Raw genomic sequence first — 25,256 nt, forward strand, 5'->3', positions numbered from 1 at the left:
AGTGTTCAAGCATCAACCGCTTTTTGGGTCGACTTGAAGACACGAATTTTCTTACCGTCTTCTACTTTGAAACCAACGCGGTCAGCCTTGTTGGTTTCGCCGTTGAAGATGGCGACGTTAGAAGCGTGCAGTGGCGCTTCTTTCTCGACGATACCGCCCTGTACGCCCGACATCGGGTTAGGCTTGGTATGACGCTTGACCAGGTTCAGACCACCAACGACCAGACGGTCGTCAGCGAGAACCTTCAGCACCTTACCGCGCTTACCTTTGTCTTTGCCGGCGATCACGATGATCTCGTCGTCACGACGAATCTTTTGCATGTCGGATCTCCTTACAGCACTTCTGGGGCGAGCGAGACGATCTTCATGAACTTCTCAGTACGAAGTTCACGGGTCACTGGCCCAAAGATACGGGTGCCGATCGGCTCTTGCTTGTTGTTCAGAAGAACAGCAGCGTTGCCATCAAAGCGGATAATGGAGCCATCTGCACGGCGTACGCCGTGACGAGTGCGGACTACAACAGCAGTCATCACTTGGCCTTTTTTCACCTTACCGCGAGGAATTGCTTCCTTCACGGTAACTTTGATGATGTCACCGATACCAGCGTAACGACGATGGGAGCCACCCAGCACCTTGATGCACATAACACGGCGAGCGCCGCTGTTATCGGCCACATCGAGCATGGATTGAGTCTGAATCATATAATTTCTCCGACCCCTAGTCCTTAGACTTCCACAGCGCGTTCGAGAACATCAACCAGTGCCCAAGACTTGGTCTTGGCCAGCGGACGAGTTTCACGAATAGTGACTTTGTCGCCGATGTGGCACTGATTGGTTTCGTCGTGCGCGTGCAGCTTAGTCGAACGCTTAACATATTTACCGTAGATCGGGTGCTTAACGCGACGCTCGATCAGAACGGTGATGGTTTTGTCCATCTTGTCGCTGACAACACGGCCAGTCAGCGTACGGACAGTCTTTTCGGCTTCAGCCATGATCACTTACCTGCCTGCTGGTTGAGCACAGTCTTCACGCGAGCGATGTCACGCTTAACTTGCGAGAGCAGATGAGACTGCCCCAACTGGCCAGTTGCTTTCTGCATACGCAGATTGAACTGGTCGCGCAGCAGGCCGAGCAGTTGCTCGTTCAGCTGCTGTGCGGATTTTTCACGAAGTTCATTCGCTTTCATCACATCACCGTCCGTTTAACAAAGGAGGTGGCGAGCGGCAGCTTTGCAGCAGCCAGGGCGAAAGCCTCACGCGCCAGCTCTTCAGAAACACCCTCGATTTCATACAGGACTTTGCCTGGCTGAATCTGGGCTACCCAGTATTCCACGTTACCCTTACCTTTACCCATACGAACCTCGAGAGGTTTTTTGGAGATCGGCTTGTCCGGGAATACACGGATCCAGATCTTGCCGCCACGTTTTACGTGACGGGTCAGAGCACGACGCGCTGACTCGATCTGACGAGCGGTGAGACGACCACGAGCTACAGACTTCAGCGCGAACTCGCCGAAGCTGACTTTGCTACCGCGCTGAGCCAGACCACGGTTGTGGCCTGTCATCTGCTTGCGGAACTTCGTACGCTTAGGTTGCAACATTTGGCGTACCCCTTACTTAGCAGCTTTTTTACGAGGCGCTGGTGCTTGTGGTTTCAGTTCTTCTTGGCGACCACCAATTACTTCGCCTTTGAAGATCCAAACCTTTACACCGATCACACCGTAAGTGGTGTGAGCTTCGTAGTTGGCATAGTCGATGTCGGCACGCAGGGTGTGCAGTGGCACACGACCTTCGCGATACCATTCAGTACGTGCGATTTCAGCACCGCCGAGACGACCGCTCACTTGGATTTTGATGCCTTTGGCACCAATGCGCATGGCGTTCTGTACGGCGCGCTTCATAGCGCGACGGAACATTACGCGACGCTCCAGCTGCTGAGCTACGCTCTGCGCAACCAGCATACCGTCGAGCTCCGGCTTGCGGATCTCTTCGATATTGATGTGCACAGGCACACCCATTTGCTTGGTCAGGTCCTGACGCAGTTTCTCAACATCTTCACCTTTCTTCCCGATAACGATACCTGGACGAGCGGTGTGGATGGTGATACGTGCAGTTTGGGCCGGACGATGGATATCGATACGGCTTACGGACGCGCTTTTTAGTTTGTCTTGGAGATACTCACGCACCTTCAGATCAGCGAACAAGTAGTCCGCATAAGTCCGACCGTCTGCGTACCAGACGGAGGTGTGCTCCTTGACGATTCCCAGGCGAATGCCAATGGGATGTACTTTCTGACCCATCTCTTCGACTCCGTTACTTGTCAGCAACCTTGACAGTGATATGGCAAGACCGCTTGACGATGCGATCAGCACGGCCTTTGGCACGTGGCATGATGCGCTTCAGCGAACGCCCTTCGTTGACGAAAACGGTGCTGACCTTCAGGTCATCAACGTCTGCGCCTTCGTTATGCTCGGCGTTGGCTACGGCCGACTCCAGCACTTTCTTCATGATCTCGGCGGCTTTCTTACTGCTGAAAGCCAACAGGTTGAGCGCTTCGCCCACCTTCTTCCCGCGGATCTGGTCGGCGACCAAGCGGGCTTTCTGGGCGGAGATTCGAGCGCCCGACAACTTAGCGGCTACTTCCATTTCCTTACCCCTTAACGCTTGGCTTTCTTGTCTGCCACGTGCCCACGATAAGTGCGGGTACCGGCAAACTCGCCTAGTTTGTGGCCGACCATGTCTTCGTTAACGAGAACTGGGACGTGTTGACGACCGTTGTGTACTGCGATGGTCAGACCGACCATTTGTGGCAGGATCATCGAACGACGCGACCAGGTCTTAACTGGTTTGCGATCGTTCTTTTCCGCCGCCACTTCGATCTTCTTCAGTAGGTGAAGATCAATAAAAGGACCTTTTTTCAGAGAACGTGGCACTGTCGTATCCCTCTATTTACTTGCGACGACGGACGATCATTTTGTCGGTACGCTTATTACCACGAGTCTTCGCGCCCTTAGTCGGGAAGCCCCATGGCGATACCGGATGACGACCACCAGAGGTACGACCTTCACCACCACCGTGTGGGTGGTCAACCGGGTTCATGGCAACACCACGAACGGTTGGGCGAACGCCACGCCAGCGTTTGGCACCAGCTTTACCCAGCGAACGCAGGCTGTGCTCGGAGTTCGAGACTTCACCTAGGGTCGCGCGGCATTCAGCCAGCACTTTACGCATCTCACCAGAACGCAGACGCAGGGTCACGTAGACACCTTCACGAGCGATCAGCTGAGCCGAAGCACCAGCGGAACGAGCGATTTGCGCGCCTTTACCTGGCTTCAATTCGATGCCGTGTACGGTGCTACCAACTGGAATGTTGCGCAGTTGCAGAGCGTTGCCCGGCTTGATCGGTGCCAGGGCACCTGCGATCAGCTGGTCGCCAGCGCTCACGCCTTTAGGGGCGATGATGTAGCGACGCTCGCCATCTGCGTACAGCAGCAGAGCGATGTGAGCAGTACGGTTTGGATCGTATTCGATACGCTCGACAGTGGCAGCGATGCCATCTTTGTCGTTGCGACGGAAGTCGACCAGACGATAATGCTGCTTATGGCCACCACCAATGTGACGAGTGGTAATACGACCATTGTTGTTACGACCACCAGACTTCGATTTCTTCTCGAGCAGCGGTGCGTGAGGAGCGCCTTTATGCAGCTCCTGGTTGACCACCTTGACCACAAAACGGCGGCCAGGGGAAGTCGGTTTGCATTTAACGATTGCCATGATGCACCCCTTCCTTACTCAGCACTGCTGCTGAAATCGAGATCTTGGCCTGGCTGAAGGGAGATAACTGCCTTCTTCCAGTCATTACGCTTGCCCAGACCGCGAGCAGTGCGCTTGCTCTTACCCAGAACATTCAGGGTAGTAACACGCTCTACTTTCACGCTGAACAGGCTTTCGACGGCCTTCTTGATTTCCAGCTTGGTTGCGTCAGTTGCAACCTTGAAAACGAACTGGCCTTTCTTGTCAGCCAGAACCGTAGCCTTTTCGGAAACGTGCGGGCCAAGCAGAACTTTAAATACGCGTTCCTGGTTCATCCCAGCAGCTCCTCGAATTTCTTCACGGCCGACACGGTGATCAACACCTTGTCGTATGCGATCAGACTAACTGGATCGGAACCTTGCACGTCACGTACATCAACGTGTGGCAGGTTGCGAGCAGCCAGGTACAGGTTCTGATCAACAGCTTCAGACACGATCAAAACGTCGGTCAGGCTCATGTTGTTCAGTTTGCCCAGCAGATCTTTGGTTTTTGGACTTTCAACAGCGAAGTCCTGAACCACCACCAGACGATCAGTACGCACGAGTTCAGCAAGGATGGAGCGCAGTGCTGCGCGGTACATCTTCTTGTTGAGCTTCTGAGAATGATCCTGTGGACGAGCTGCGAAAGTGGTACCGCCGCCGCGCCAGATTGGGCTACGGATAGTACCGGCACGAGCACGGCCAGTACCTTTCTGACGCCAAGGGCGCTTACCGCCACCACGAACGTCGGAACGGGTCTTTTGCTGCTTGCTACCTTGACGGCCGCCGGCCATGTAGGCCACGACTGCTTGGTGAACCAGCGTCTCGTTGAATTCGCCGCCAAATGTCAGTTCGGAAACTTCGATCGCTTGAGCGTCATTTACATTTAATTGCATGTCAGCTTCCCCTTAACCGCGAGCCTTGGCCGCTGGACGTACAACCAGGTTGCCGCCAGTAGCGCCAGGAACAGCACCCTTGACCAACAACAGATTGCGTTCAGCGTCGACGCGCACTACTTCGAGGGACTGCACGGTCACGCGCTCAGCGCCCATATGACCGGACATTTTTTTGCCCTTGAATACACGACCAGGAGTCTGGCACTGGCCAATAGAGCCCGGGACGCGGTGGGAAACGGAGTTACCGTGAGTGTTGTCTTGGCCACGGAAATTCCAACGCTTGATCGTACCCTGGAAGCCTTTACCCTTGGACTGACCGGTTACATCAACCAGTTGACCAGCGGCGAAGATTTCAGCGTTGATCAGATCGCCAGCCTGGTAGTCGCCGTCTTCGAGACGGAACTCCATGACAGTGCGACCAGCTGCAACGTTTGCTTTAGCGAAGTGACCTGCTTGAGCAGCAGTCACGCGCGAAGCACGACGCTCGCCGACAGTGACTTGCACTGCACGATAGCCATCGGTTTCTTCAGTTTTGAACTGGGTGACGCGATTCGGCTCGATCTCAATGACCGTGACCGGAATGGAGACACCTTCTTCGGTGAAAATACGGGTCATACCGCATTTACGACCGACTACACCAATAGTCATGTTGTAAACCTCATGAGTGTACGGGGCTTTCACCCGCTATGGCCGCCCATTTCAGAGCGTTACACGACTAAGACCCGAGTCTTAGCCGAGGCTGATCTGTACTTCCACACCGGCCGCCAGATCAAGCTTCATAAGTGCATCAACGGTTTTATCCGTTGGCTGGACGATGTCCAGTACGCGCTTATGAGTACGGATCTCGTACTGGTCACGCGCGTCTTTGTTGACGTGCGGGGAGACCAGAACGGTGAACCGCTCTTTACGGGTAGGCAGTGGAATTGGACCACGCACTTGAGCACCAGTACGTTTCGCGGTTTCCACGATTTCCTGGGTGGATTGGTCGATCAGGCGATGGTCAAAAGCCTTCAACCTGATACGGATTTGCTGATTTTGCATTGGATTTCAGACTCCGGCTGCTATTCCCAGCGAGCGCAATACGCCCGTTAAAAGGAGGCGCAATTCTATAGACGCCCCAGATAGGTGTCAACCCAATAAAAAAGGCCCCCGCCAAGCGGGAGCCTTCTCAAAAAATCGAGCTATCTCAGAAGAGATAATTACTCGATGATTTTAGCTACAACACCAGCACCAACGGTACGGCCGCCTTCACGGATAGCGAAGCGCAGACCGTCTTCCATTGCGATGGTTTTGATCAGGGTAACAGTCATTTGAATGTTATCGCCTGGCATTACCATTTCAACGCCTTCTGGCAGTTCGCAGTTACCAGTCACGTCAGTAGTACGGAAGTAGAACTGTGGACGGTAGCCTTTGAAGAACGGAGTGTGACGACCGCCTTCTTCCTTGCTCAGAACGTAAACTTCTGCGGTGAACTTGGTGTGCGGCTTAACCGAACCTGGTTTAACCAGAACCTGACCACGCTCAACGTCGTCACGCTTGGTACCACGCAGCAGAACGCCGCAGTTCTCGCCAGCACGACCTTCGTCGAGCAGTTTGCGGAACATTTCAACACCGGTGCAGGTGGTGACGGTGGTGTCACGCAGACCAACGATTTCCAGTGGATCCTGAACGCGAACGATACCGCGCTCGATACGACCAGTCACAACAGTACCACGACCGGAGATCGAGAATACGTCTTCGATTGGCATCAGGAACGGCTTGTCAGTCAGACGAACTGGCTCTGGGATGTAGGTATCCAGAGTTTCAACCAGTTTACGAACGGCAGTGGTGCCCATTTCGTTTTCGTCGTTGCCTTCCAGCGCCATACGAGCAGAACCGATGATGATCGGAGTGTCGTCACCTGGGAAGTCGTAAGTGCTCAGCAGATCGCGCACTTCCATCTCAACCAGTTCCAGCAGCTCAGCGTCGTCTACCAGGTCAGCCTTGTTCAGGAAAACCACGATGTACGGAACGCCTACCTGACGGGACAGCAGGATGTGCTCACGGGTTTGTGGCATCGGACCATCAGCTGCCGAGCAAACCAGGATCGCGCCATCCATCTGAGCAGCACCGGTGATCATGTTCTTCACATAGTCAGCGTGACCTGGGCAGTCAACGTGAGCGTAGTGACGAATAGTCGAGTTGTACTCAACGTGAGCGGTGTTGATGGTGATACCACGAGCTTTTTCTTCTGGTGCGCTGTCGATCTTGTCGAAGTCAACACGAGCCGAACCGAAAACTTCGGAGCAGACGCGAGTCAGAGCAGCGGTCAGAGTGGTTTTACCGTGGTCAACGTGGCCGATGGTGCCAACGTTTACGTGCGGTAGGGAACGATCAAATTTTTCTTTAGCCACGACAATTAACTCCTTGCCTAAAGGACTGAATCAGCCTTGTTTTTTGGATACAGTTTCAGCGATGTGCGCCGGAGCTGTGTTGTATTTTTTGAATTCCATAGAGTAGCTTGCGCGACCCTGGGACATGGAGCGAACGTCGGTCGCGTAACCAAACATCTCACCCAACGGAACCTCGGCGCGAATCACTTTGCCGGAAACCGTGTCTTCCATACCCAAGATCATGCCGCGACGACGGTTAAGGTCGCCCATGACATCACCCATATAGTCTTCAGGTGTAACAACTTCTACCGCCATGATTGGCTCAAGCAACTCACCACCGCCCTTCTGGGCCAGTTGCTTGGTTGCCATGGAAGCAGCCACCTTAAACGCCATCTCGTTGGAGTCGACGTCGTGGTAAGAACCGTCAAAAACGGTTGCTTTCAGGCCGATCAGCGGATAGCCGGCAACAACACCGTTCTTCATCTGCTCTTCGATACCCTTCTGGATAGCAGGGATGTATTCCTTAGGAACAACACCACCTACTACTTCGTTCACGAATTGCAGACCTTCCTGACCTTCGTCAGCAGGAGCAAAACGGATCCAGCAGTGACCGAACTGACCACGACCGCCGGACTGACGAACGAACTTGCCTTCGATTTCACAGTTCTTCGTGATGCGCTCACGATAGGAAACCTGAGGCTTACCGATGTTGGCTTCGACGTTGAACTCACGGCGCATCCGGTCAACCAGGATGTCCAGGTGCAGCTCGCCCATGCCGGAGATGATCGTTTGACCAGTCTCTTCATCAGTCTTGACGCGGAAAGATGGATCTTCCTGAGCAAGCTTGCCCAGAGCGATACCCATTTTTTCCTGGTCATCCTTGGTCTTAGGCTCTACGGCAACCGAAATAACCGGCTCCGGGAAGTCCATGCGAACCAGGATGATTGGCTTGGCAGCGTCGCACAAAGTCTCACCAGTGGTGACGTCCTTCATGCCGATCAGGGCCGCGATGTCACCAGCGCGCACTTCCTTGATCTCTTCACGGGCGTTTGCGTGCATTTGCACCATACGACCCACGCGCTCTTTCTTGCCTTTAACCGAGTTGATCACGCCGTCGCCGGAGGCCAACACGCCCGAGTAAACGCGGACGAAGGTCAAAGTACCCACGAATGGGTCGGTTGCGATCTTGAACGCCAGAGCCGAGAACGGCTCGCTGTCATCGGCGTGACGCTCCATCTCTTCTTCCTCGTTATCAGGGTTGGTACCCTTGATAGCAGGAATGTCGGTTGGAGCAGGCAGGTAGTCGATAACGGCGTCGAGAACCAGGGGAACACCCTTGTTCTTGAAGGAAGAACCACAAACAGCCAAGACGATCTCACCAGCGATAGTACGCTGACGCAGAGCAGCCTTGATCTCCACGTTGGTGAGCTCTTCACCTTCGAGGTACTTGTTCATCAGCTCTTCGCTGGCTTCGGCGGCAGCCTCAACCATGTTGTTACGCCACTCGTCAGCCAGCTCCTGCAGTTCTGCAGGGATAGGCTTACGAACAGGAACCATGCCTTTGTCAGCGTCATTCCAGTAAACAGCTTCCATGTTGATCAGGTCGATCTGACCCTGGAAGTTGTCTTCGGAACCGATAGCCAATTGGATTGGCACCGGGGTGTGACCCAGACGCTGCTTGATCTGACCGATCACGCGCAGGAAGTTGGCACCAGCACGGTCCATCTTGTTTACGTAAACAAGACGTGGAACGCCGTACTTGTTGGCTTGACGCCATACGGTTTCCGACTGAGGCTCAACACCCGAAGTACCGCAGAACACAACGACAGCGCCGTCGAGTACGCGCAGGGAACGCTCAACTTCAATGGTGAAGTCTACGTGGCCAGGGGTATCGATTACGTTGAAGCGATGCTCGTCTTTGTACTGCTTCTCGGAACCTTTCCAGAAGGCGGTAATAGCAGCAGAAGTAATGGTAATACCACGCTCCTGCTCCTGAACCATCCAGTCTGTGGTCGCGGCGCCATCATGCACCTCGCCCATTTTGTGACTTTTGCCGGTGTAAAACAGCACGCGCTCGGTGGTGGTGGTTTTACCAGCATCCACGTGAGCAACGATACCGATGTTACGGTAGCGGCTAATCGGAGTAGTACGAGCCATAAAGCCCTCGCAAAATTAGTGAAGCTAAGATTAGAAGCGGTAGTGCGAGAAAGCTTTGTTAGCTTCAGCCATACGGTGCACGTCTTCACGCTTCTTAACAGCAGCACCTTTACCTTCAGCAGCGTCCAACAATTCGCCAGCCAAACGCAGAGCCATAGACTTCTCGCCGCGCTTACGGGCGAAGTCTACCAACCAGCGCATTGCCAGAGCGTTACGACGGGACGGACGAACTTCAACCGGAACCTGGTAAGTAGCACCGCCTACACGGCGCGACTTCACTTCGACCAGCGGAGCGATGGCGTCGAGAGCTTTCTCGAAGATTTCCAGGGGGTCGCTGTTCTTGCGTTCTTTAACCTTTTCCAGCGCGCCATAAACGATACGCTCGGCAACGGCTTTCTTGCCGCTCTCCATCACGTGGTTCATGAACTTGGCCAGGATTTGGCTTCCGTATTTTGGATCGTCAAGCACTTCGCGCTTGGCTGCTACGCGTCTTCTTGGCATGGATAAGCCCTCAAACGGTCTTCAGGTTCGCTCGGAATCGGTGCCCTTTCGGGACGCCTCCGACCTTACTCTTATCGACTCAGAAAATAAGATGATTCAGTTTTACAAAAAGCCGCTACTACTTAGGCTTCTTGGTACCGTACTTCGAACGACCCTGGTTACGACCTTTAACGCCGGAAGTATCCAAGGAGCCGCGTACGGTGTGGTAACGAACACCTGGCAAGTCTTTTACACGACCGCCGCGGATCAGTACCACGCTGTGCTCTTGCAGGTTGTGACCTTCACCACCGATGTACGAGGAAACCTCGAAACCGTTGGTCAGGCGCACACGGCATACTTTACGCAGTGCCGAGTTAGGTTTTTTCGGCGTAGTGGTATACACGCGAGTGCATACGCCACGACGTTGCGGGCAGTTCTGCAGCGCAGGCACGTCGGATTTCTCGACGATACGCTTACGCGGCTGACGTACCAGCTGGTTGATAGTTGCCATCTACTAGCTCCACTGTTGTCTTGCGACGCTATTGTCTTGCAAGAAAAGCAAAATGGCAGGAACGAATTCCCGCCAAATTTAGGGGTACAAGAGTCTAAAGAGGATCTTGCCCCCAGTCAAGGCAAGGCCCCGACCTCCCCTCTCATCGAACCGGGGCAAAAATGCCTCGATCCGACGAATGGGGGCTGCCAGGGCCCGGACTTATTTATCGCAGAACTCAGTTACCGCTAGAGTTCAGCGCTTCGGTCAGTGCAGCTTCCACTTCACTGGCGCTTACGCGCAGCGGCTTGTCAGCATCACGGCGGCGTTTACGCTCGCTATGGTAAGCCAAACCGGTACCAGCCGGGATCAGACGACCCACGACCACGTTTTCTTTCAGGCCGCGCAGGTAATCGCGCTTGCCGGTTACCGCTGCTTCGGTCAATACGCGAGTGGTCTCCTGGAAGGAGGCCGCCGAGATGAACGATTCAGTCGACAACGACGCCTTGGTGATACCCAGCAGCACGCGAGTGAACTTGGAAACGAATTTCTCTTCGTTCGTCAGGCGCTCGTTTTCCACCAGTACGTGAGTCAGTTCCATCTGGTCGCCCTTGATGAAACTGGAATCGCCGGATTCAGCGATTTCAACTTTACGCAGCATCTGACGCAGGATGGTCTCGATGTGCTTATCGTTGATCTTCACGCCTTGCAGGCGGTAAACGTCCTGGATCTCGTTAACGATGTACTTGGCCAGCGCACTCACACCCAGCAGACGCAGGATGTCGTGTGGATCGCTTGGACCGTCGGAGATAACTTCGCCGCGGTTTACCTGTTCGCCTTCGAACACGTTCAGGTGACGCCACTTCGGAATCAGCTCTTCATACGGGTCGCTACCGTCGTTCGGGGTAATGACCAGACGGCGCTTGCCCTTGGTCTCTTTACCGAACGCGATGGTGCCGCTGACTTCAGCCAGAATCGATGCTTCTTTCGGACGACGAGCTTCGAACAAGTCGGCAACACGCGGCAGACCACCGGTGATGTCACGGGTCTTCGAAGTTTCTTGCGGGATACGCGCGATAACATCACCGATCGCGATCTTCGCACCATCCGCTACACCGACCAGGGCGTTGGCTGGCAGGAAGTACTGAGCGATTACGTCAGTGCCTGGCAGTAACAGATCCTTGCCGTTGTCATCGACCATCTTCACGGCAGGACGGATGTCTTTACCGGCAGCTGGACGATCTTTCGCGTCGAGTACTTCAATGTTGGTCATACCGGTCAATTCGTCAGTCTGACGCTTGATCGTGATGCCTTCTTCCATGCCCACGTAGGTCACGGTACCTTTCATTTCGGTAACGATTGGGTGAGTGTGCGGATCCCACTTGGCCACGATTGCGCCAGCGTCGACCTTGTCACCTTCTTTAACCGAAATCACAGCACCGTACGGCAGCTTGTAGCGCTCGCGCTCACGACCGTAGTCATCAGCGATTGCCAGCTCGCCGGAACGGGACACAGCAACCAAGTGGCCATCCACTCGCTCAACGTGCTTCAGGTTGTGCAGACGGACGGTACCGCCATTCTTCACCTGAACGCTGTCAGCTGCGGAGGTCCGGCTTGCCGCACCACCGATGTGGAACGTACGCATGGTGAGCTGGGTACCCGGCTCACCGATGGACTGGGCAGCGATAACGCCGACCGCTTCACCGATGTTCACCTGGTGACCACGAGCCAAGTCACGGCCGTAGCACTTGGCGCAAATTCCGTAGCGGGTTTCGCAGCTGATCGGCGAGCGAACGATCACTTCGTCGATGCTGTTGAGTTCGATGAACTCGACCCACTTCTCGTCGACCAGAGTGCCGGCAGGAACGATAACTTCCTCGGTACCTGGCTTGAATACATCACGGGCAATAACACGACCCAATACACGCTCACCCAGCGGCTCTACAACGTCACCGCCTTCAATGTGCGGAGTCATCAGCAGGCCGTGCTCGGTGCCGCAATCGATCTCGGTCACTACCAGATCTTGTGCAACGTCTACCAGACGACGAGTCAGGTAACCGGAGTTAGCGGTTTTCAACGCGGTATCCGCCAGACCTTTACGAGCACCGTGAGTCGAGATGAAGTACTGAAGTACGCTCAAACCTTCACGGAAGTTCGCAGTAATCGGCGTTTCGATGATGGAGCCGTCCGGCTTGGCCATCAGGCCACGCATACCGGCGAGCTGACGGATCTGCGCAGCAGAACCCCGTGCGCCCGAGTCGGCCATCATGTACATCGAGTTGAAGGACTCTTGGTCAACTTCATCGCCGTGACGGTCGATGACTTTCTCTTTCGAGAGGTTGGCCATCATCGCCTTGGAAACTTCGTCGTTCGCCTTGGACCAAAGGTCGATTACTTTGTTGTACTTCTCGCCCTGGGTTACCAGGCCGGAGGCGTACTGGCTCTCGATCTCTTTCACTTCGTCGGTGGCTGCACCGATGATGCGGGCTTTTTCATCCGGGATAACGAAGTCGTTAACGCCGATGGAAACGCCGGAAATGGTCGAGTAAGCAAAACCGGTGTACATCAACTGGTCAGCGAAGATCACGGTCTCTTTCAAACCAACCACGCGGTAGCACTGGTTGATCAGCTTGGAGATCGCCTTTTTCTTCATCGGCAGGTTGACTACGTCGTACGACAGACCTTTTGGCACAACTTGATACAACAGCGCACGGCCGACAGTGGTGTCGACGATACGGGTGTTGGTCACGCTGCCGCCGTCACGGTCGTTGACGGTTTCGTTGATCCGCACCTTGACCTTGGCGTGCAGTGCGGCTTCGCCGGCACGGAACACACGGTCAACTTCCTGCAGGTCAGCGAACACACGACCTTCGCCCTTGGCGTTGATCGCTTCACGGGTCATGTAGTACAGACCCAGTACAACGTCCTGCGACGGAACGATGATTGGCTCACCGTTGGCTGGCGACAGAATGTTGTTGGTCGACATCATCAACGCACGCGCTTCCAACTGGGCTTCCAGTGTCAGCGGTACGTGCACGGCCATTTGGTCGCCGTCGAAGTCGGCGTTGTACGCAGCACAGACCAGCGGGTGCAGCTGAATAGCCTTACCTTCGATCAGTACCGGTTCAAACGCCTGGATACCCAGACGGTGAAGGGTCGGTGCACGGTTGAGGAGAACCGGGTGTTCACGGATCACTTCAGCGAGAACGTCCCAAACCTCTGGCAGTTCGCGCTCGACCATTTTCTTGGCCGCTTTGATGGTGGTCGCGAGACCGCGCATTTCCAGCTTGCCAAAAATGAACGGCTTGAACAGCTCGAGAGCCATCTTCTTCGGCAGACCGCACTGGTGCAGACGCAGGGTCGGGCCTACGGTAATTACCGAACGACCGGAGTAGTCAACACGCTTACCGAGCAAGTTCTGACGGAAACGGCCTTGCTTACCCTTGATCATGTCAGCCAGGGATTTCAGAGGACGCTTGTTCGAACCGGTGATAGCGCGGCCACGACGACCGTTGTCGAGCAGGGCATCGACCGCTTCTTGCAACATACGCTTTTCGTTGCGCACGATGATGTCCGGAGCGGACAGATCAAGCAGGCGCTTCAAGCGGTTGTTACGGTTGATCACGCGACGGTACAGGTCGTTGAGATCGGACGTCGCGAAACGACCACCATCCAACGGTACCAGCGGACGCAGGTCTGGCGGCAGAACCGGCAGAACGGTCAGCACCATCCACTCTGGCAGGTTGCCGGAACCCTGGAAGGCTTCCATCAACTTCAGACGCTTGGACAGCTTCTTGATCTTGGTTTCGGAGTTGGTTTGCGGAATTTCTTCACGCAGACGGCCAATCTCGTGTTCCAGGTCGATAGCGTGCAGCAGTTCGCGGACAGCTTCGGCACCCATGCGGGCATCGAAATCGTCGCCGAACTCTTCCAGCGCTTCGAAGTACTGCTCGTCGTTCAGCAGCTGACCTTTTTCAAGGGTGGTCATGCCTGGATCGATAACGACATAGCTCTCGAAGTAGAGAACGCGTTCGATATCACGCAGGGTCATGTCCATCAGCAAACCGATACGGGACGGCAGCGATTTCAGGAACCAGATATGGGCAACCGGCGAAGCCAACTCGATGTGCGCCATGCGCTCACGACGAACCTTGGCCAGCGCAACTTCAACGCCGCACTTCTCGCAGATCACACCACGGTGCTTCAAGCGCTTGTACTTACCGCACAGGCACTCGTAATCCTTAACCGGGCCAAAGATCTTGGCGCAGAACAGGCCGTCACGCTCAGGTTTGAACGTACGGTAGTTGATGGTTTCCGGCTTTTTAACTTCACCGAACGACCACGAACGGATCATCTCAGGCGATGCCAGCCCAATACGGATGGCGTCGAACTCTTCGACTTGACCCTGGTTTTTCAGCAAATTCAGTAGGTCTTTCAAGGCCTTTCCTCCTGGCGGAGCAGAGAGCGGGCTAAACAGCCCCGCTCTCGATTCGCGTCACGTGTTATTCGGTTTCCAGATCGATATCGATGCCGAGGGAACGAATTTCTTTGATCAACACGTTGAAGGACTCGGGCATGCCCGGCTCCATACGGTGATCGCCGTCCACGATGTTTTTGTACATCTTGGTCCGACCGTTCACATCGTCCGACTTCACTGTGAGCATTTCTTGCAGAGTGTAAGCAGCACCGTATGCTTCCAGTGCCCAGACCTCCATCTCCCCGAAACGCTGACCACCGAACTGAGCCTTACCACCCAGCGGCTGCTGGGTAACCAGGCTGTACGAACCGGTAGAACGAGCGTGCATCTTGTCGTCTACCAAGTGGTTCAGCTTCAGCATGTACATGTAGCCAACAGTAACCGGGCGCTCGAACTTGTTGCCGGTACGGCCGTCGAACAGCTGCATCTGGCCGCTTTCTGGCAGGTCTGCCAGTTTCAGCATGGCCTTGATTTCGCTTTCCTTGGCACCGTCGAACACTGGGGTAGCCATTGGAACGCCGCCGCGCAGGTTCTTCGCCAGATCCAGGATTTCCTGGTCGGAGAAGGTGTCCAGTTCTTCGTTGCGACCGCCGATCTCGTTGTAGATCTCGTGCAGGAACTTACGCAGGTCTGCGACCTTGCGCTGCTCTTCGATCATACGGTTGATCTTCTCGCCCAGACCTTTGGCCGCGAGGCCCAGGTGGGTTTCAAGGATCTGACCAACGTTCATACGCGAAGGTACGCCCAACGGGTTGAGGACGACGTCGACCGGGGTGCCATTGGCATCGTGCGGCATGTCTTCAACCGGCATGATCACGGAGACCACACCTTTGTTACCGTGACGACCGGCCATCTTGTCGCCCGGCTGGATGCGGCGACGGATTGCCAGGTAAACCTTGACGATTTTCAGCACGCCTGGAGCCAGGTCATCGCCCTGCTGCAGTTTGCGCTTCTTGTCTTCGAACTTATCGTCCAGCAGACGGCGACGATCAACGATATAGGCCTGGGCCTTCTCGAGCTGCTCGTTCAGAGCATCTTCAGCCATGCGCAGTTTGAACCACTGGCCGTGCTCAAGACCGTCGAGAACTTCGTCGGTGATGTCCTGACCTTTCTTCAGACCTGCGCCGCCTTCAGCCTTGTGGCCTACCAGGGCGGAACGCAGACGTTCGAAGGTCGCGCCTTCAACGATACGGAACTCTTCGTTCAGATCCTTGCGGATCTCGTCGAGCTGGGTCTTCTCGATGGACAGTGCACGAGCATCACGCTCAACGCCGTCACGGGTGAAGACCTGTACGTCGATGACAGTACCCTTGGTACCGGTAGGTACGCGCAAGGAGGTGTCTTTAACGTCGCTGGCTTTTTCACCGAAGATCGCACGCAGCAGTTTTTCTTCCGGAGTCAGTTGGGTCTCGCCTTTAGGAGTGACCTTACCTACCAGGATGTCGCCTGCGCCGACTTCAGCACCCACATAAACGATACCGGCTTCGTCCAGCTTGTTCAGTGCAGCTTCACCCACGTTCGGGATGTCTGCAGTGATTTCCTCTGGCCCAAGCTTGGTATCACGTGCCACACAGGTCAGTTCCTGAATGTGGATCGTGGTGAAACGGTCTTCCTGAACAACACGCTCGGACAGGCAGATGGAGTCTTCGAAGTTGAAGCCGTTCCATGCCATGAACGCGATGCGCATGTTCTGACCCAGAGCCAGCTCACCCATGTCGGTGGACGGGCCATCGGCCATGATGTCGCTACGCTGAACGCGATCACCTTTGCTCACCAGCGGGCGCTGGTTGATGCAGGTGTTCTGGTTCGAGCGGGTGTATTTGGTCAGGTTGTAGATGTCGACACCGGCTTCACCAGTTTCAACTTCGTCATCGGCAACACGAACCACGATACGGCTGGCATCAACAGAGTCGATCACGCCGCCACGACGAGCCACGACGCAAACGCCGGAGTCACGGGCTACGTTACGCTCCATGCCGGTACCTACCAGCGGCTTGTCAGCACGCAGAGTTGGTACAGCTTGACGCTGCATGTTGGAACCCATCAACGCACGGTTGGCGTCATCGTGCTCCAGGAACGGGATCAGCGACGCGGCAACCGAAACTACCTGCTTCGGCGAAACGTCCATCAAGGTGACGTCTTCCGGCGCCTTGACGGTGAACTCGTTCAAGTGACGAACAGCTACCAGCTCGTCGACCAGGACTTTCTTGTCGTTCATCGTGGCCGAAGCCTGAGCGATCACGTGATCAGCTTCTTCGATGGCGGACAGGAACACGATCTCGTCGGTGACCAAAGCGTCTTTCACCACACGGTATGGGCTCTCGAGGAAGCCATACTGGTTGGTGCGCGCATAAGCGGCCAGGGAGTTGATCAGACCGATGTTCGGACCTTCCGGCGTTTCGATCGGGCAAACACGACCGTAGTGCGTCGGGTGTACGTCACGAACTTCAAAGCCTGCACGCTCACGGGTCAGACCGCCTGGGCCCAGTGCGGATACACGGCGCTTGTGGGTGATCTCGGAGAGCGGGTTGTTCTGGTCCATGAACTGGGAAAGCTGGCTGGAACCAAAGAACTCTTTCACCGCCGCAGCCACTGGCTTGGCGTTGATCAGGTCTTGCGGCATCAGGCCTTCGCTTTCAGCCATCGACAGACGCTCTTTGACCGCACGCTCAACACGTACCAGGCCAACGCGGAACTGGTTCTCGGCCATTTCGCCTACGCAGCGAACACGACGGTTACCCAGGTGGTCGATGTCATCGACGATGCCTTTACCGTTACGGATGTCGACCAGAGTCTTCAGTACCGCGACGATATCTTCCTTGCACAGCACACCCGAACCTTCGATCTCGGTACGACCGATACGACGGTTGAACTTCATCCGGCCGACCGCAGACAGGTCATAACGCTCAGGGCTGAAGAACAGGTTGTTGAACAGGGTTTCGGCAGCGTCTTTGGTTGGTGGCTCGCCAGGACGCATCATGCGATAGATCTCGACCAGCGCTTCCAATTGGTTGCTGGTGGAGTCGATCTTCAGAGTATCGGAGATGAACGGACCGCAGTCGATGTCGTTGGTGTACAGGGTCTCGATGCGAACAACCTGAGCCTTGGCGATTTTGGCCAGGATCTCGGTGTTCAGTTCGGTGTTGCACTCAGCCAGGATTTCGCCTGTAGCCGGGTGAACGATGACCTTGGCGGTAGTGCGCCCCAGGACGTAGTCCAGAGGCACTTCCAGCTCTTTGATACCGGCTTTTTCGATCTGGTTGATGTGGCGCGCAGTGATACGGCGGCCAGCCTCAACAATGACCTTGCCTTTTTCATCCTGGATGTCCAGAACGGCAATTTCACCACGCAGACGCGAAGCAATCAGTTCCAGCTTGAGGGTTTCATCCTTCAGGCTGAATACGTTGGTGGTGTAGAAGGCATCCAGCACTTGCTCAGTGGTATAGCCGAGCGCGCGCAGCAGTACCGAGGCCGGCAGCTTACGACGACGGTCGATACGCACGAACACGCAGTCTTTAGGGTCGAACTCGAAGTCCAACCACGAACCACGGTACGGAATGATCCGCGCGGAGTACAGGAGCTTACCGGAGCTGTGCGTCTTGCCGCGGTCGTGGTCGAAGAACACGCCCGGGGAACGGTGCAGCTGGGAAACGATCACACGCTCGGTACCGTTGATAACGAAGGTACCGTTCTCAGTCATCAATGGGATTTCGCCCATGTAGACTTCTTGCTCTTTGATGTCCTTGATCGCTTTGTTCGACGATTCTTTGTCGAAAATGATCAGGCGGACTTTTACCCGCAAAGGTACGGCGTACGTAACACCGCGCAACACGCATTCTTTGACATCAAATGCCGGTTCGCCCAGGCGATAACCCACGTACTCCAGCGCAGCATTGCCGGAGTAGCTGATGATCGGGAAAACGGATTTGAAGGCCGCATGCAGGCCCACGTCGCGGAACTGATCTTTGGTCGCTCCCGCCTGCAAGAATTCACGATACGAATCCAGCTGGATAGCCAGAAGGTACGGGACATCCATGACGTCCGGCAACTTGCTAAAGTCCTTGCGGATACGTTTTTTCTCAGTATATGAGTAAGCCATCAGCGTTCCCCAGCTTGGTCACCTGCTTGTTTGGCCCCTCCGACGGGAGCAGCCAGAAAATCTTGCAAACCCCATGGTTTGCACCACCGCATCGGGTGGCTACAGCGCGTTAATGGCGGCGACCGAGTCGGCAGCCAAGAACGGAAAAAGGCCGGTGGCAAGAGCCACCAGCCATCAGCCTTCAGCTTAACGCTTGGGCTGGAGACGCAAGGTCGATGCTTACTTCAGCTCGACTTTAGCGCCTGCTTCTTCCAGTGCTGCTTTGGCTTTGTCAGCTGCGTCTTTGGCAACAGCTTCCAGAACCAGGGCAGGAGCGCCGTCAACTACAGCCTTGGCTTCTTTCAGGCCCAGACCGGTCAGTTCACGTACTGCCTTGATCACGTTTACTTTCTTCTCGCCAGCTTCGGTCAGCATGACGTTGAATTCGGTTTGCTCTTCAACAACGGCAGCAGCAGCAGCTGGGCCAGCGGAAGCAGCGGCAGCGGAAACGCCGAATTTTTCTTCGAAAGCTTTGATCAGCTCAACAACCTGCAGAACCGACATTTCAGCTACGGCGTTGAGGATATCGTCTTGGGAGATAGACATTGCTGTATTTCCTGAATTGGGGGACGGCCTACTCGGCCATCGAAATAAACAAAAATACGCGAGAGAAGTCGCTCAGCCTTAGGCTGCGGCAGCTTCTTTTTGCTCGCGAACTGCGGCCAGAGTACGAGCCAGCTTGCTGGTAGCGCCTTGAATCACGCTCATCAGCTGCGAAATGGCTTCGTCGCGGGTCGGCAGTGTTGCCAGTACGTCGATTTGGTTAGCTGCGAGGAACTTGCCCTCGAACGCAGCTGCCTTGATCTCGAACTTATCCTGACTCTTGGCGAACTCTTTGAACAAACGGGCAGCAGCGCCTGGATGCTCTTTGGAGAACGCGATCAGAGTCGGGCCGGTGAACACGTCGTTGAGAACACTGTATTCAGTGTCAGCAACAGCGCGCTTGAGCAGGGTGTTACGTACAACACGTACGTATACGCCAGCTTCACGAGCCTCTTTACGGAGTCCGGTCATAGCGCCTACTGTCACACCACGGGCATCAGCCACGACAGCGGACAGAGCAGCTTTGGCAGCCTCGTTGACTTCAGCGACGATGGCCTTCTTGTCTTCGAGATTAATTGCCACGGGTTTAACTCCTGCTTGTTACCGTTTCATCTGGCCGGAGCCGGATGTCGTTTTGGTGTCTGATTCGGTAAGGAACCGGGAGCACCATCTGCGTAGGCTTGTGGTTTAAGACTTGCGTCGCCTACGGTCTTGGATAGCCCCCGCCAGGCAGGGACCCCAATTTTTTTCAATTGGCGCAATCTCTCGCGCCAATCTGTGTCTTATACGTCCAGCGAACCCTGGTCGATGACCAGACCCGGGCCCATAGTGGTGCTCAGGGTAACGCGCTTGACGTAGATACCTTTCGAGGAAGCTGGCTTGATACGCTTCAGATCAGCGATCAGGGCTTCAACGTTTTCCTTCAGCTTGACGGCATCGAAGCCGACTTTGCCAACGGAGGTGTGAATGATGCCGTTTTTGTCGGTGCGATAACGAACCTGACCGGCCTTGGCGTTTTTAACCGCGGTAGCTACGTCTGGAGTTACGGTGCCGACTTTCGGGTTAGGCATCAGACCACGTGGACCGAGGATCTGACCCAGTTGACCTACAACGCGCATTGCATCCGGGGAAGCAATAACTACGTCATAGTTCAGGTCGCCGCCTTTCATTTCGGCAGCCAGGTCGTCCATGCCAACGCGGTCAGCGCCGGCAGCCAGAGCAGCTTCAGCTGCCGGGCCTTGGGTGAAGACAGCTACACGTACAGTCTTGCCAGTACCGTGTGGCAGCACAGTTGCGCTACGAACGACCTGGTCGGATTTACGCGGGTCAACACCCAGGTTTACAGCAACGTCAACGGACTCGCTGAACTTGACAGTCGACAGCTCGGTCAGCAGGGCAGCAGCGTCTACAAAGTTGTAGGACTTGCCCGCTTCGATTTTGCCGGCGATAGCCTTTTGGCGCTTGGTCAGCTTAGCCATTACACACCCTCCACGTTAAGGCCCATGCTACGAGCAGAACCGGCGATGGTACGCACGGCTGCATCCATATCAGCTGCAGTCAGATCCGCGTTTTTGGTCTTCGCGATTTCTTCCAGCTGAGCACGAGTTACGGTGCCAACCTTAACGGTGTTCGGACGAGCGGAACCGCTAGTCAGACCAGCAGCTTTCTTCAACAGAACCGAAGCCGGGGTCGACTTGGTTTCGAAGGTGAAGCTACGGTCGCTGTATACAGTGATGATCACTGGAGTCGGCAGACCTGGCTCAAGACCCTGAGTACGGGCGTTGAAGGCCTTGCAGAATTCCATGATGTTCACGCCGTGCTGACCCAGAGCTGGACCGACGGGTGGGCTAGGGTTGGCCTGAGCGGCCTTCACTTGCAGCTTGATGTAAGCGGTAATCTTCTTGGCCATGAGGCACTCCAATTACGGGTTCAAACGCCTCGAAAGGCTCCCCGGTTACTTGCGCGTTTATCCCAGTGACGACAAAACCCCACAGCCTAAGGCTGCGGGGTTGGGATGCTTGCTCAGCTAGACCTTCTCGACCTGGCTGAACTCCAACTCTACCGGAGTAGAGCGACCGAAAATGAGCACTGCCACTTGGATCCGGCTCTTTTCGTAGTTAACTTCTTCGACGGTACCGTTGAAATCAGCAAACGGACCATCTGTGACACGAACAACCTCACCCGGCTCGAAAAGTGTCTTCGGCTTGGGCTTGTCACTACCATCAGCAACACGACGCAGAATCGCTTCTGCTTCTTTGTCAGTGATAGGAGCAGGCTTATCAGCAGTACCGCCGATAAAACCCATCACACGAGGAGTGTCCTTGACCAAGTGCCAAGTACCTTCATTCATGTCCATCTGAACCAGCACATAGCCAGGGAAGAACTTGCGTTCGCTTTTACGCTTCTGGCCATTCCGCATTTCAACCACTTCTTCAGTGGGAACCAGAATTTCGCCGAAGCCATCTTCCATGCCTGCCAGCTTTACGCGCTCTAGCAAAGAGCGCATAACATGCTTCTCGTAACCCGAGTAAGCATGCACAACGTACCAACGCTTAGCCACGGGACACCCTTAGCCAACAATCAAGGAAACAAGCCAGCCGAGCAGGGAATCAAGCCCCCACAACAGCAACGCCATAACCAGAACAACAGCCACAACAATCAACGTGGTCTGCGTGGTTTCTTGGCGAGTCGGCCAAACGACTTTACGGATTTCGGTGCGAGCTTCCTTTACCAGGACCGCGAAGGACTTGCCTTTGGCAGTCTGCAGACCTACAAAGGCAGCTACAGCAGCAAGGACAAGCAAAGCGAGTACGCGGTACAGGATCGGCGAAGCAGAATAGTACTGATTGCCAACAACGCCTACGACCACCAAGGCGACTACAGCGAGCCACTTGACCAGATCGAAACGAGAGCTTTGAGCTTCAGCCTTAGGAGTCATCTATGAAGATCCTGTGAAAAGAAAGCCAGATACACCACGTGAATCTGGCAGGTCAGGAGGGAATCGAACCCCCAACCTACGGTTTTGGAGACCGTCGCTCTGCCAATTGAGCTACTGACCTAAAACAAAATCAGGCCGACCATTATGCAGGCCTGAAAAAGACTTTACAACAGCCAACCCCGAGAGACTTGAAATCACCTGACAACGTCAGGCGGAACACCATCAAGCCGAGACAGCCATTAAAACAAAGGCAGATATTTTCATATCTGCCTTGTTATATGGAGCTCTTGAGCGGATTTGAACCGCTGACCTCACCCTTACCAAGGGTGTGCTCTACCAACTGAGCTACAAGAGCAAAACACCTGCACAACCTGCAAACTTGGAGCGGGTAGCGGGAATCGAACCCGCATCATCAGCTTGGAAGGCTGAGGTTCTACCACTAAACTATACCCGCGGAGCTTGCAGCTCACGCTAAAAATGGTGGAGGGGGAAGGATTCGAACCTTCGAAGTCGTAGACGTCAGATTTACAGTCTGATCCCTTTGGCCGCTCGGGAACCCCTCCTAAGCGAGCCGGCATTTTACATTACGCCGACCTTCTGTCAAGCATTTTCTCATTTAAAAATATGAGGTTAGCTGCATTGACCTTCGCTTCACACTGCTGACCTCAAAGGTCTTCACTGCGAAGCGGGCGCCATTCTATGCAAACTATTCGAGAGTTGCAACGCCTTCGCACAACATTATTTTATGTTTTAACTCATTGAATTCCTTAGCAAGGTTTTCAAAGGGTAGATCTTCAGCCAGGCGTCGACTTTCGGGGGCCACACGGAGCCAGTAGCCAGAGGCATCGGCAGTATTCAGCAGTTGAACCTTGACCTTTATATCCAGGCTTGTGAGGCGCTGCTCAACAGACTGCGCCTGCCGCTGGTCCGCGAAACCACCGATGTAGAGGCAAGTATTCTGCGCTTCAGATGCTTTCGCACGATCCTTGCGCACCACAGCATCCGAGGATTCACTGAGCAGGCGTATGTCTTGCTGCGAGCCCTTGTAAAGACTCAGAGGCGTGACATCTTTAGCGCGCAGCGGCGCTTCTTGCTGATGCCAAATGTAGTAGAAGGCGTTGAGGACAAGTAAAAGCAAAAACAGCCAACGCATAATCACCTCAGGACAAAGGGCAAGCCATTGCCAAACCGACAAATACCAGGTCAGGAACAAGCCGCGCCTGGGGCACTGCATCTGCCACCAAATCAGCATCCCCACCAGTCAGGAACACGGTGAAGTCATTCCCCCAATAGCTTCGCGCCAACTCCAACTGAGTCAGCACAAACCCTCTCAGCATCAGCGTACAGCCGCGCTCCACAGCCTCTACGGTCGTACGACCCGGAGAAAGATGCTCCAGCGCCCTTTCGGCAGCAGCGTCGTCGTAGCGTATCTTGCGCGTATGAGTTCTCAGTTGGTTGCGCATAAGGGGCATACCCGGGCAAATGAAACCACCGAAGTGCTCACCATCCGCTGCAATAAAATCTGCCGTGGCTGCCGTACCAAAATCAAGCACCAGGCAAGCGCCCCGCGCGAGCTTGAATCCACCCAGCATCGCCAACCAGCGATCAAGCCCCAAACGCTCGAAGTCTTCGTAGCCGTTATGCACCCCAGCCATCTCTCGCGCAGGAGCCGCGCAGGAAACAGCAACGCCGAAAGCCTCATGCAGAGCCGCGACCAGCTTGCTTGTTTCCTCCAGGGCACGGACGCTCACCAATCGGCAGCGCGTCAGCAACAACCCAGGAAGCGCTACCAGGCTTTCAACCAATGCCAGATCCGAACCAACAACCCCTTCCGCCAAGGCAATCGCCTTTTCCGAATCAAGCACACGCCATTTGATAAAGCTATTCCCACAGTCGAGCTCAAGAATCATCACGCAACCTCAGGCTTAACTCACCACCACTGTATATTTTCTCAACACCATCGACATTCAGGCGCAATGCTCCCTGACGGTCTACACCCAGCACAACTCCATCGACCTGATTGACGCCCGCGATCAGGGACACGGGTCGCCCCTGCCAGGCGTGATTCTGCTCCCACTCATCTTGGAGCGCGACAAAACCTCCCTCCCGGTGCCGCTCAAGGTAGCCTTGCAGCTGCAGCCCCAATTGCGCAACCAGAGCGTTGCGATCCACCGCTGACCCCGTTTGGAGCTGCACCGAAGTCCACTGCTGATCGACCTCGTCAGCCCTCTGCATATTCACGTTGATACCTATTCCGAGGACGACGTGACAGATATCAGCGGGGTCTCCCACCAACTCCAGCAATATACCGGCAATCTTTTTCTGCCCGACCAGGACATCGTTTGGCCACTTCAGCGCAGCGCCCTGCACACCAGACTCGCGCAAGGCCCGCACGACTGCCAGGCCCACAACGAGACTTAGCCCCTCCAACTGCCGCAGACCGGCCTCAATACGTAATACAAGGCTGTAATAAACGTTTTGTGCGAACGGACTGACCCACTTTCGCCCCCTCCTGCCCCTTCCCGCTGTTTGCTGCTCCGCAAGCACTAGGAACGGCGCCGAGCTCCCAGCATCAACAAGGCGCAAGGCTTCGGCATTCGTGGAGTCAATGGAGTCAGAGATATGAACAGGCCATGCCAAAGAGGGCGCATTCAACGCAATGTCTTCAGCACTCAAGAAAATCAGCGGAGATGCCAACTGATACCCCTTACCCCGTACCTTGTGGATGGGCAGATTCAATTCGGCCTCCAGGTGCCGGAGCTGCTTCCAGACAGCACTGCGACTGACGCCAAGGGCCGCGCCAAGGGCTTCTCCGGAGTGGAATCGGCCATCTTTCAGAAGTTTTAACAACGTCAGCATGCAAGTATCGCCTCACAATGAGGCACGCATGATAGCCATGCGCAGGGTCATTGCATAGAAACGCCGGACTTTAGCAGTGAAGGCGTGAGCAATAGCCTCAACGTACTTTTCGACCGTCC

General features: G+C 55.1%; 28 protein-coding genes and 4 tRNA genes. All 32 read right to left on the reverse strand.

Features of this window, described 5'->3' with window-relative positions:
- Nucleotides 1-5: 5 nt before the first annotated feature.
- On the reverse strand, nt 6-320 hold the full coding sequence (gene rplX, locus BM70_RS0117570; protein WP_007896770.1) for a 50S ribosomal protein L24: 315 nt from the start codon (nt 318-320) through the stop codon (nt 6-8).
- Nucleotides 321-331: 11 nt separating this feature from the next.
- Nucleotides 332-700: a 50S ribosomal protein L14 gene (gene rplN / locus BM70_RS0117575; RefSeq protein WP_002555479.1), complete on the reverse strand. Its 369-nt coding sequence runs from the start codon at nt 698-700 to the stop codon at nt 332-334.
- A gap of 23 nt (nt 701-723) precedes the next feature.
- Nucleotides 724-990 carry a 30S ribosomal protein S17 gene (rpsQ, locus tag BM70_RS0117580; protein WP_003176419.1) on the reverse strand — a complete coding sequence of 89 codons (267 nt, stop codon included), beginning with the start codon at nt 988-990 and terminating at the stop codon, nt 724-726.
- A 2-nt stretch (nt 991-992) separates the two neighbouring features.
- Entirely contained in the window at nt 993-1,184 is a 192-nt protein-coding gene (gene rpmC, locus BM70_RS0117585) for a 50S ribosomal protein L29 (protein ID WP_002555481.1), read from the reverse strand.
- Nucleotides 1,184-1,597 (reverse strand): 50S ribosomal protein L16, encoded by a 414-nt coding sequence (gene rplP / locus BM70_RS0117590; protein ID WP_003176421.1) that lies wholly within the window; start codon nt 1,595-1,597, stop codon nt 1,184-1,186. Before rplP ends, rpmC begins: the two co-directional genes overlap by 1 nt.
- Before the next feature lie 12 nt (nt 1,598-1,609).
- Nucleotides 1,610-2,296: a 30S ribosomal protein S3 gene (gene rpsC / locus BM70_RS0117595; protein ID WP_003176422.1), complete on the reverse strand. Its 687-nt coding sequence runs from the start codon at nt 2,294-2,296 to the stop codon at nt 1,610-1,612.
- A 13-nt stretch (nt 2,297-2,309) separates the two neighbouring features.
- On the reverse strand, nt 2,310-2,642 hold the full coding sequence (gene rplV / locus BM70_RS0117600) for a 50S ribosomal protein L22 (protein WP_003103908.1): 333 nt from the start codon (nt 2,640-2,642) through the stop codon (nt 2,310-2,312).
- A gap of 11 nt (nt 2,643-2,653) precedes the next feature.
- Nucleotides 2,654-2,929 (reverse strand): 30S ribosomal protein S19, encoded by a 276-nt coding sequence (gene rpsS, locus BM70_RS0117605; protein WP_002555486.1) that lies wholly within the window; start codon nt 2,927-2,929, stop codon nt 2,654-2,656.
- Between the two features lie 16 nt (nt 2,930-2,945).
- Nucleotides 2,946-3,770, reverse strand: a complete 825-nt coding sequence (gene rplB, locus BM70_RS0117610; protein WP_003186055.1) for a 50S ribosomal protein L2 — start codon at nt 3,768-3,770, stop codon at nt 2,946-2,948.
- 14 nt (nt 3,771-3,784) lie between these two features.
- A complete protein-coding gene (gene rplW, locus BM70_RS0117615; protein WP_002555488.1) occupies nt 3,785-4,084 on the reverse strand; it encodes a 50S ribosomal protein L23 in 300 nt (99 codons plus the stop codon).
- On the reverse strand, nt 4,081-4,683 hold the full coding sequence (gene rplD, locus BM70_RS0117620) for a 50S ribosomal protein L4 (protein WP_003176424.1): 603 nt from the start codon (nt 4,681-4,683) through the stop codon (nt 4,081-4,083). The genes rplW and rplD overlap by 4 nt, the downstream gene beginning before the upstream one ends.
- 12 nt (nt 4,684-4,695) lie before the next feature.
- Nucleotides 4,696-5,331: a 50S ribosomal protein L3 gene (gene rplC, locus BM70_RS0117625; RefSeq protein WP_003194649.1), complete on the reverse strand. Its 636-nt coding sequence runs from the start codon at nt 5,329-5,331 to the stop codon at nt 4,696-4,698.
- Nucleotides 5,332-5,412: 81 nt separating this feature from the next.
- Nucleotides 5,413-5,724 (reverse strand): 30S ribosomal protein S10, encoded by a 312-nt coding sequence (rpsJ, locus tag BM70_RS0117630; RefSeq protein ID WP_003186070.1) that lies wholly within the window; start codon nt 5,722-5,724, stop codon nt 5,413-5,415.
- 158 nt (nt 5,725-5,882) lie between these two features.
- Nucleotides 5,883-7,076, reverse strand: a complete 1,194-nt coding sequence (gene tuf / locus BM70_RS0117635; protein ID WP_025857206.1) for an elongation factor Tu — start codon at nt 7,074-7,076, stop codon at nt 5,883-5,885.
- Nucleotides 7,077-7,106: 30 nt separating this feature from the next.
- The gene (gene fusA, locus BM70_RS0117640; RefSeq protein WP_003210087.1) at nt 7,107-9,212 is read right to left on the reverse strand and encodes an elongation factor G; all 2,106 of its coding nucleotides are present in this window, start codon (nt 9,210-9,212) and stop codon (nt 7,107-7,109) included.
- Nucleotides 9,213-9,242: 30 nt separating this feature from the next.
- Nucleotides 9,243-9,713 (reverse strand): 30S ribosomal protein S7, encoded by a 471-nt coding sequence (gene rpsG, locus BM70_RS0117645; protein WP_002555493.1) that lies wholly within the window; start codon nt 9,711-9,713, stop codon nt 9,243-9,245.
- Nucleotides 9,714-9,831: 118 nt separating this feature from the next.
- Nucleotides 9,832-10,203 (reverse strand): 30S ribosomal protein S12, encoded by a 372-nt coding sequence (gene rpsL, locus BM70_RS0117650; RefSeq protein WP_002555494.1) that lies wholly within the window; start codon nt 10,201-10,203, stop codon nt 9,832-9,834.
- Between the two features lie 217 nt (nt 10,204-10,420).
- Nucleotides 10,421-14,620: a DNA-directed RNA polymerase subunit beta' gene (gene rpoC, locus BM70_RS0117655; RefSeq protein WP_025857207.1), complete on the reverse strand. Its 4,200-nt coding sequence runs from the start codon at nt 14,618-14,620 to the stop codon at nt 10,421-10,423.
- A 64-nt stretch (nt 14,621-14,684) separates the two neighbouring features.
- The gene (gene rpoB / locus BM70_RS0117660; protein ID WP_025857208.1) at nt 14,685-18,758 is read right to left on the reverse strand and encodes a DNA-directed RNA polymerase subunit beta; all 4,074 of its coding nucleotides are present in this window, start codon (nt 18,756-18,758) and stop codon (nt 14,685-14,687) included.
- A 219-nt stretch (nt 18,759-18,977) separates the two neighbouring features.
- Complete coding sequence (gene rplL, locus BM70_RS0117665) at nt 18,978-19,343, reverse strand: 50S ribosomal protein L7/L12 (protein ID WP_025857209.1); 366 nt, start codon at nt 19,341-19,343, stop codon at nt 18,978-18,980.
- Between the two features lie 78 nt (nt 19,344-19,421).
- Nucleotides 19,422-19,922, reverse strand: a complete 501-nt coding sequence (gene rplJ / locus BM70_RS0117670; RefSeq protein WP_016969477.1) for a 50S ribosomal protein L10 — start codon at nt 19,920-19,922, stop codon at nt 19,422-19,424.
- A 200-nt stretch (nt 19,923-20,122) separates the two neighbouring features.
- Nucleotides 20,123-20,818 (reverse strand): 50S ribosomal protein L1, encoded by a 696-nt coding sequence (rplA, locus tag BM70_RS0117675; protein WP_003176434.1) that lies wholly within the window; start codon nt 20,816-20,818, stop codon nt 20,123-20,125.
- Nucleotides 20,818-21,249 (reverse strand): 50S ribosomal protein L11, encoded by a 432-nt coding sequence (gene rplK / locus BM70_RS0117680; protein WP_003176435.1) that lies wholly within the window; start codon nt 21,247-21,249, stop codon nt 20,818-20,820. The genes rplA and rplK overlap by 1 nt, the downstream gene beginning before the upstream one ends.
- A 117-nt stretch (nt 21,250-21,366) precedes the next feature.
- A complete protein-coding gene (nusG, locus tag BM70_RS0117685) occupies nt 21,367-21,900 on the reverse strand; it encodes a transcription termination/antitermination protein NusG (protein WP_003176436.1) in 534 nt (177 codons plus the stop codon).
- Between the two features lie 9 nt (nt 21,901-21,909).
- Nucleotides 21,910-22,278: a preprotein translocase subunit SecE gene (gene secE, locus BM70_RS0117690; protein WP_025857211.1), complete on the reverse strand. Its 369-nt coding sequence runs from the start codon at nt 22,276-22,278 to the stop codon at nt 21,910-21,912.
- Between the two features lie 45 nt (nt 22,279-22,323).
- A tRNA-Trp gene (locus BM70_RS0117695) sits at nt 22,324-22,399 on the reverse strand.
- Nucleotides 22,400-22,557: 158 nt separating this feature from the next.
- Nucleotides 22,558-22,633: transfer RNA gene (locus BM70_RS0117700), tRNA-Thr, on the reverse strand.
- 25 nt (nt 22,634-22,658) lie between these two features.
- Nucleotides 22,659-22,732 (reverse strand) — tRNA-Gly (locus BM70_RS0117705).
- A 24-nt stretch (nt 22,733-22,756) separates the two neighbouring features.
- Nucleotides 22,757-22,841 (reverse strand) — tRNA-Tyr (locus BM70_RS0117710).
- Nucleotides 22,842-22,984: 143 nt separating this feature from the next.
- Complete coding sequence (locus BM70_RS0117715) at nt 22,985-23,431, reverse strand: hypothetical protein (protein WP_025857212.1); 447 nt, start codon at nt 23,429-23,431, stop codon at nt 22,985-22,987.
- A 7-nt stretch (nt 23,432-23,438) separates the two neighbouring features.
- Nucleotides 23,439-24,188, reverse strand: coding sequence for a pantothenate kinase (locus BM70_RS0117720; RefSeq protein ID WP_025857213.1), 750 nt, complete (start codon nt 24,186-24,188; stop codon nt 23,439-23,441).
- On the reverse strand, nt 24,178-25,137 hold the full coding sequence (birA, locus tag BM70_RS0117725; protein ID WP_025857214.1) for a bifunctional biotin--[acetyl-CoA-carboxylase] ligase/biotin operon repressor BirA: 960 nt from the start codon (nt 25,135-25,137) through the stop codon (nt 24,178-24,180). Before birA ends, BM70_RS0117720 begins: the two co-directional genes overlap by 11 nt.
- Nucleotides 25,138-25,256 lie beyond the last annotated feature (119 nt).

This window comes from Pseudomonas sp. CHM02, from assembly GCF_000612585.1.
Taxonomy (GTDB): Bacteria; Pseudomonadota; Gammaproteobacteria; order Pseudomonadales; family Pseudomonadaceae; genus Aquipseudomonas.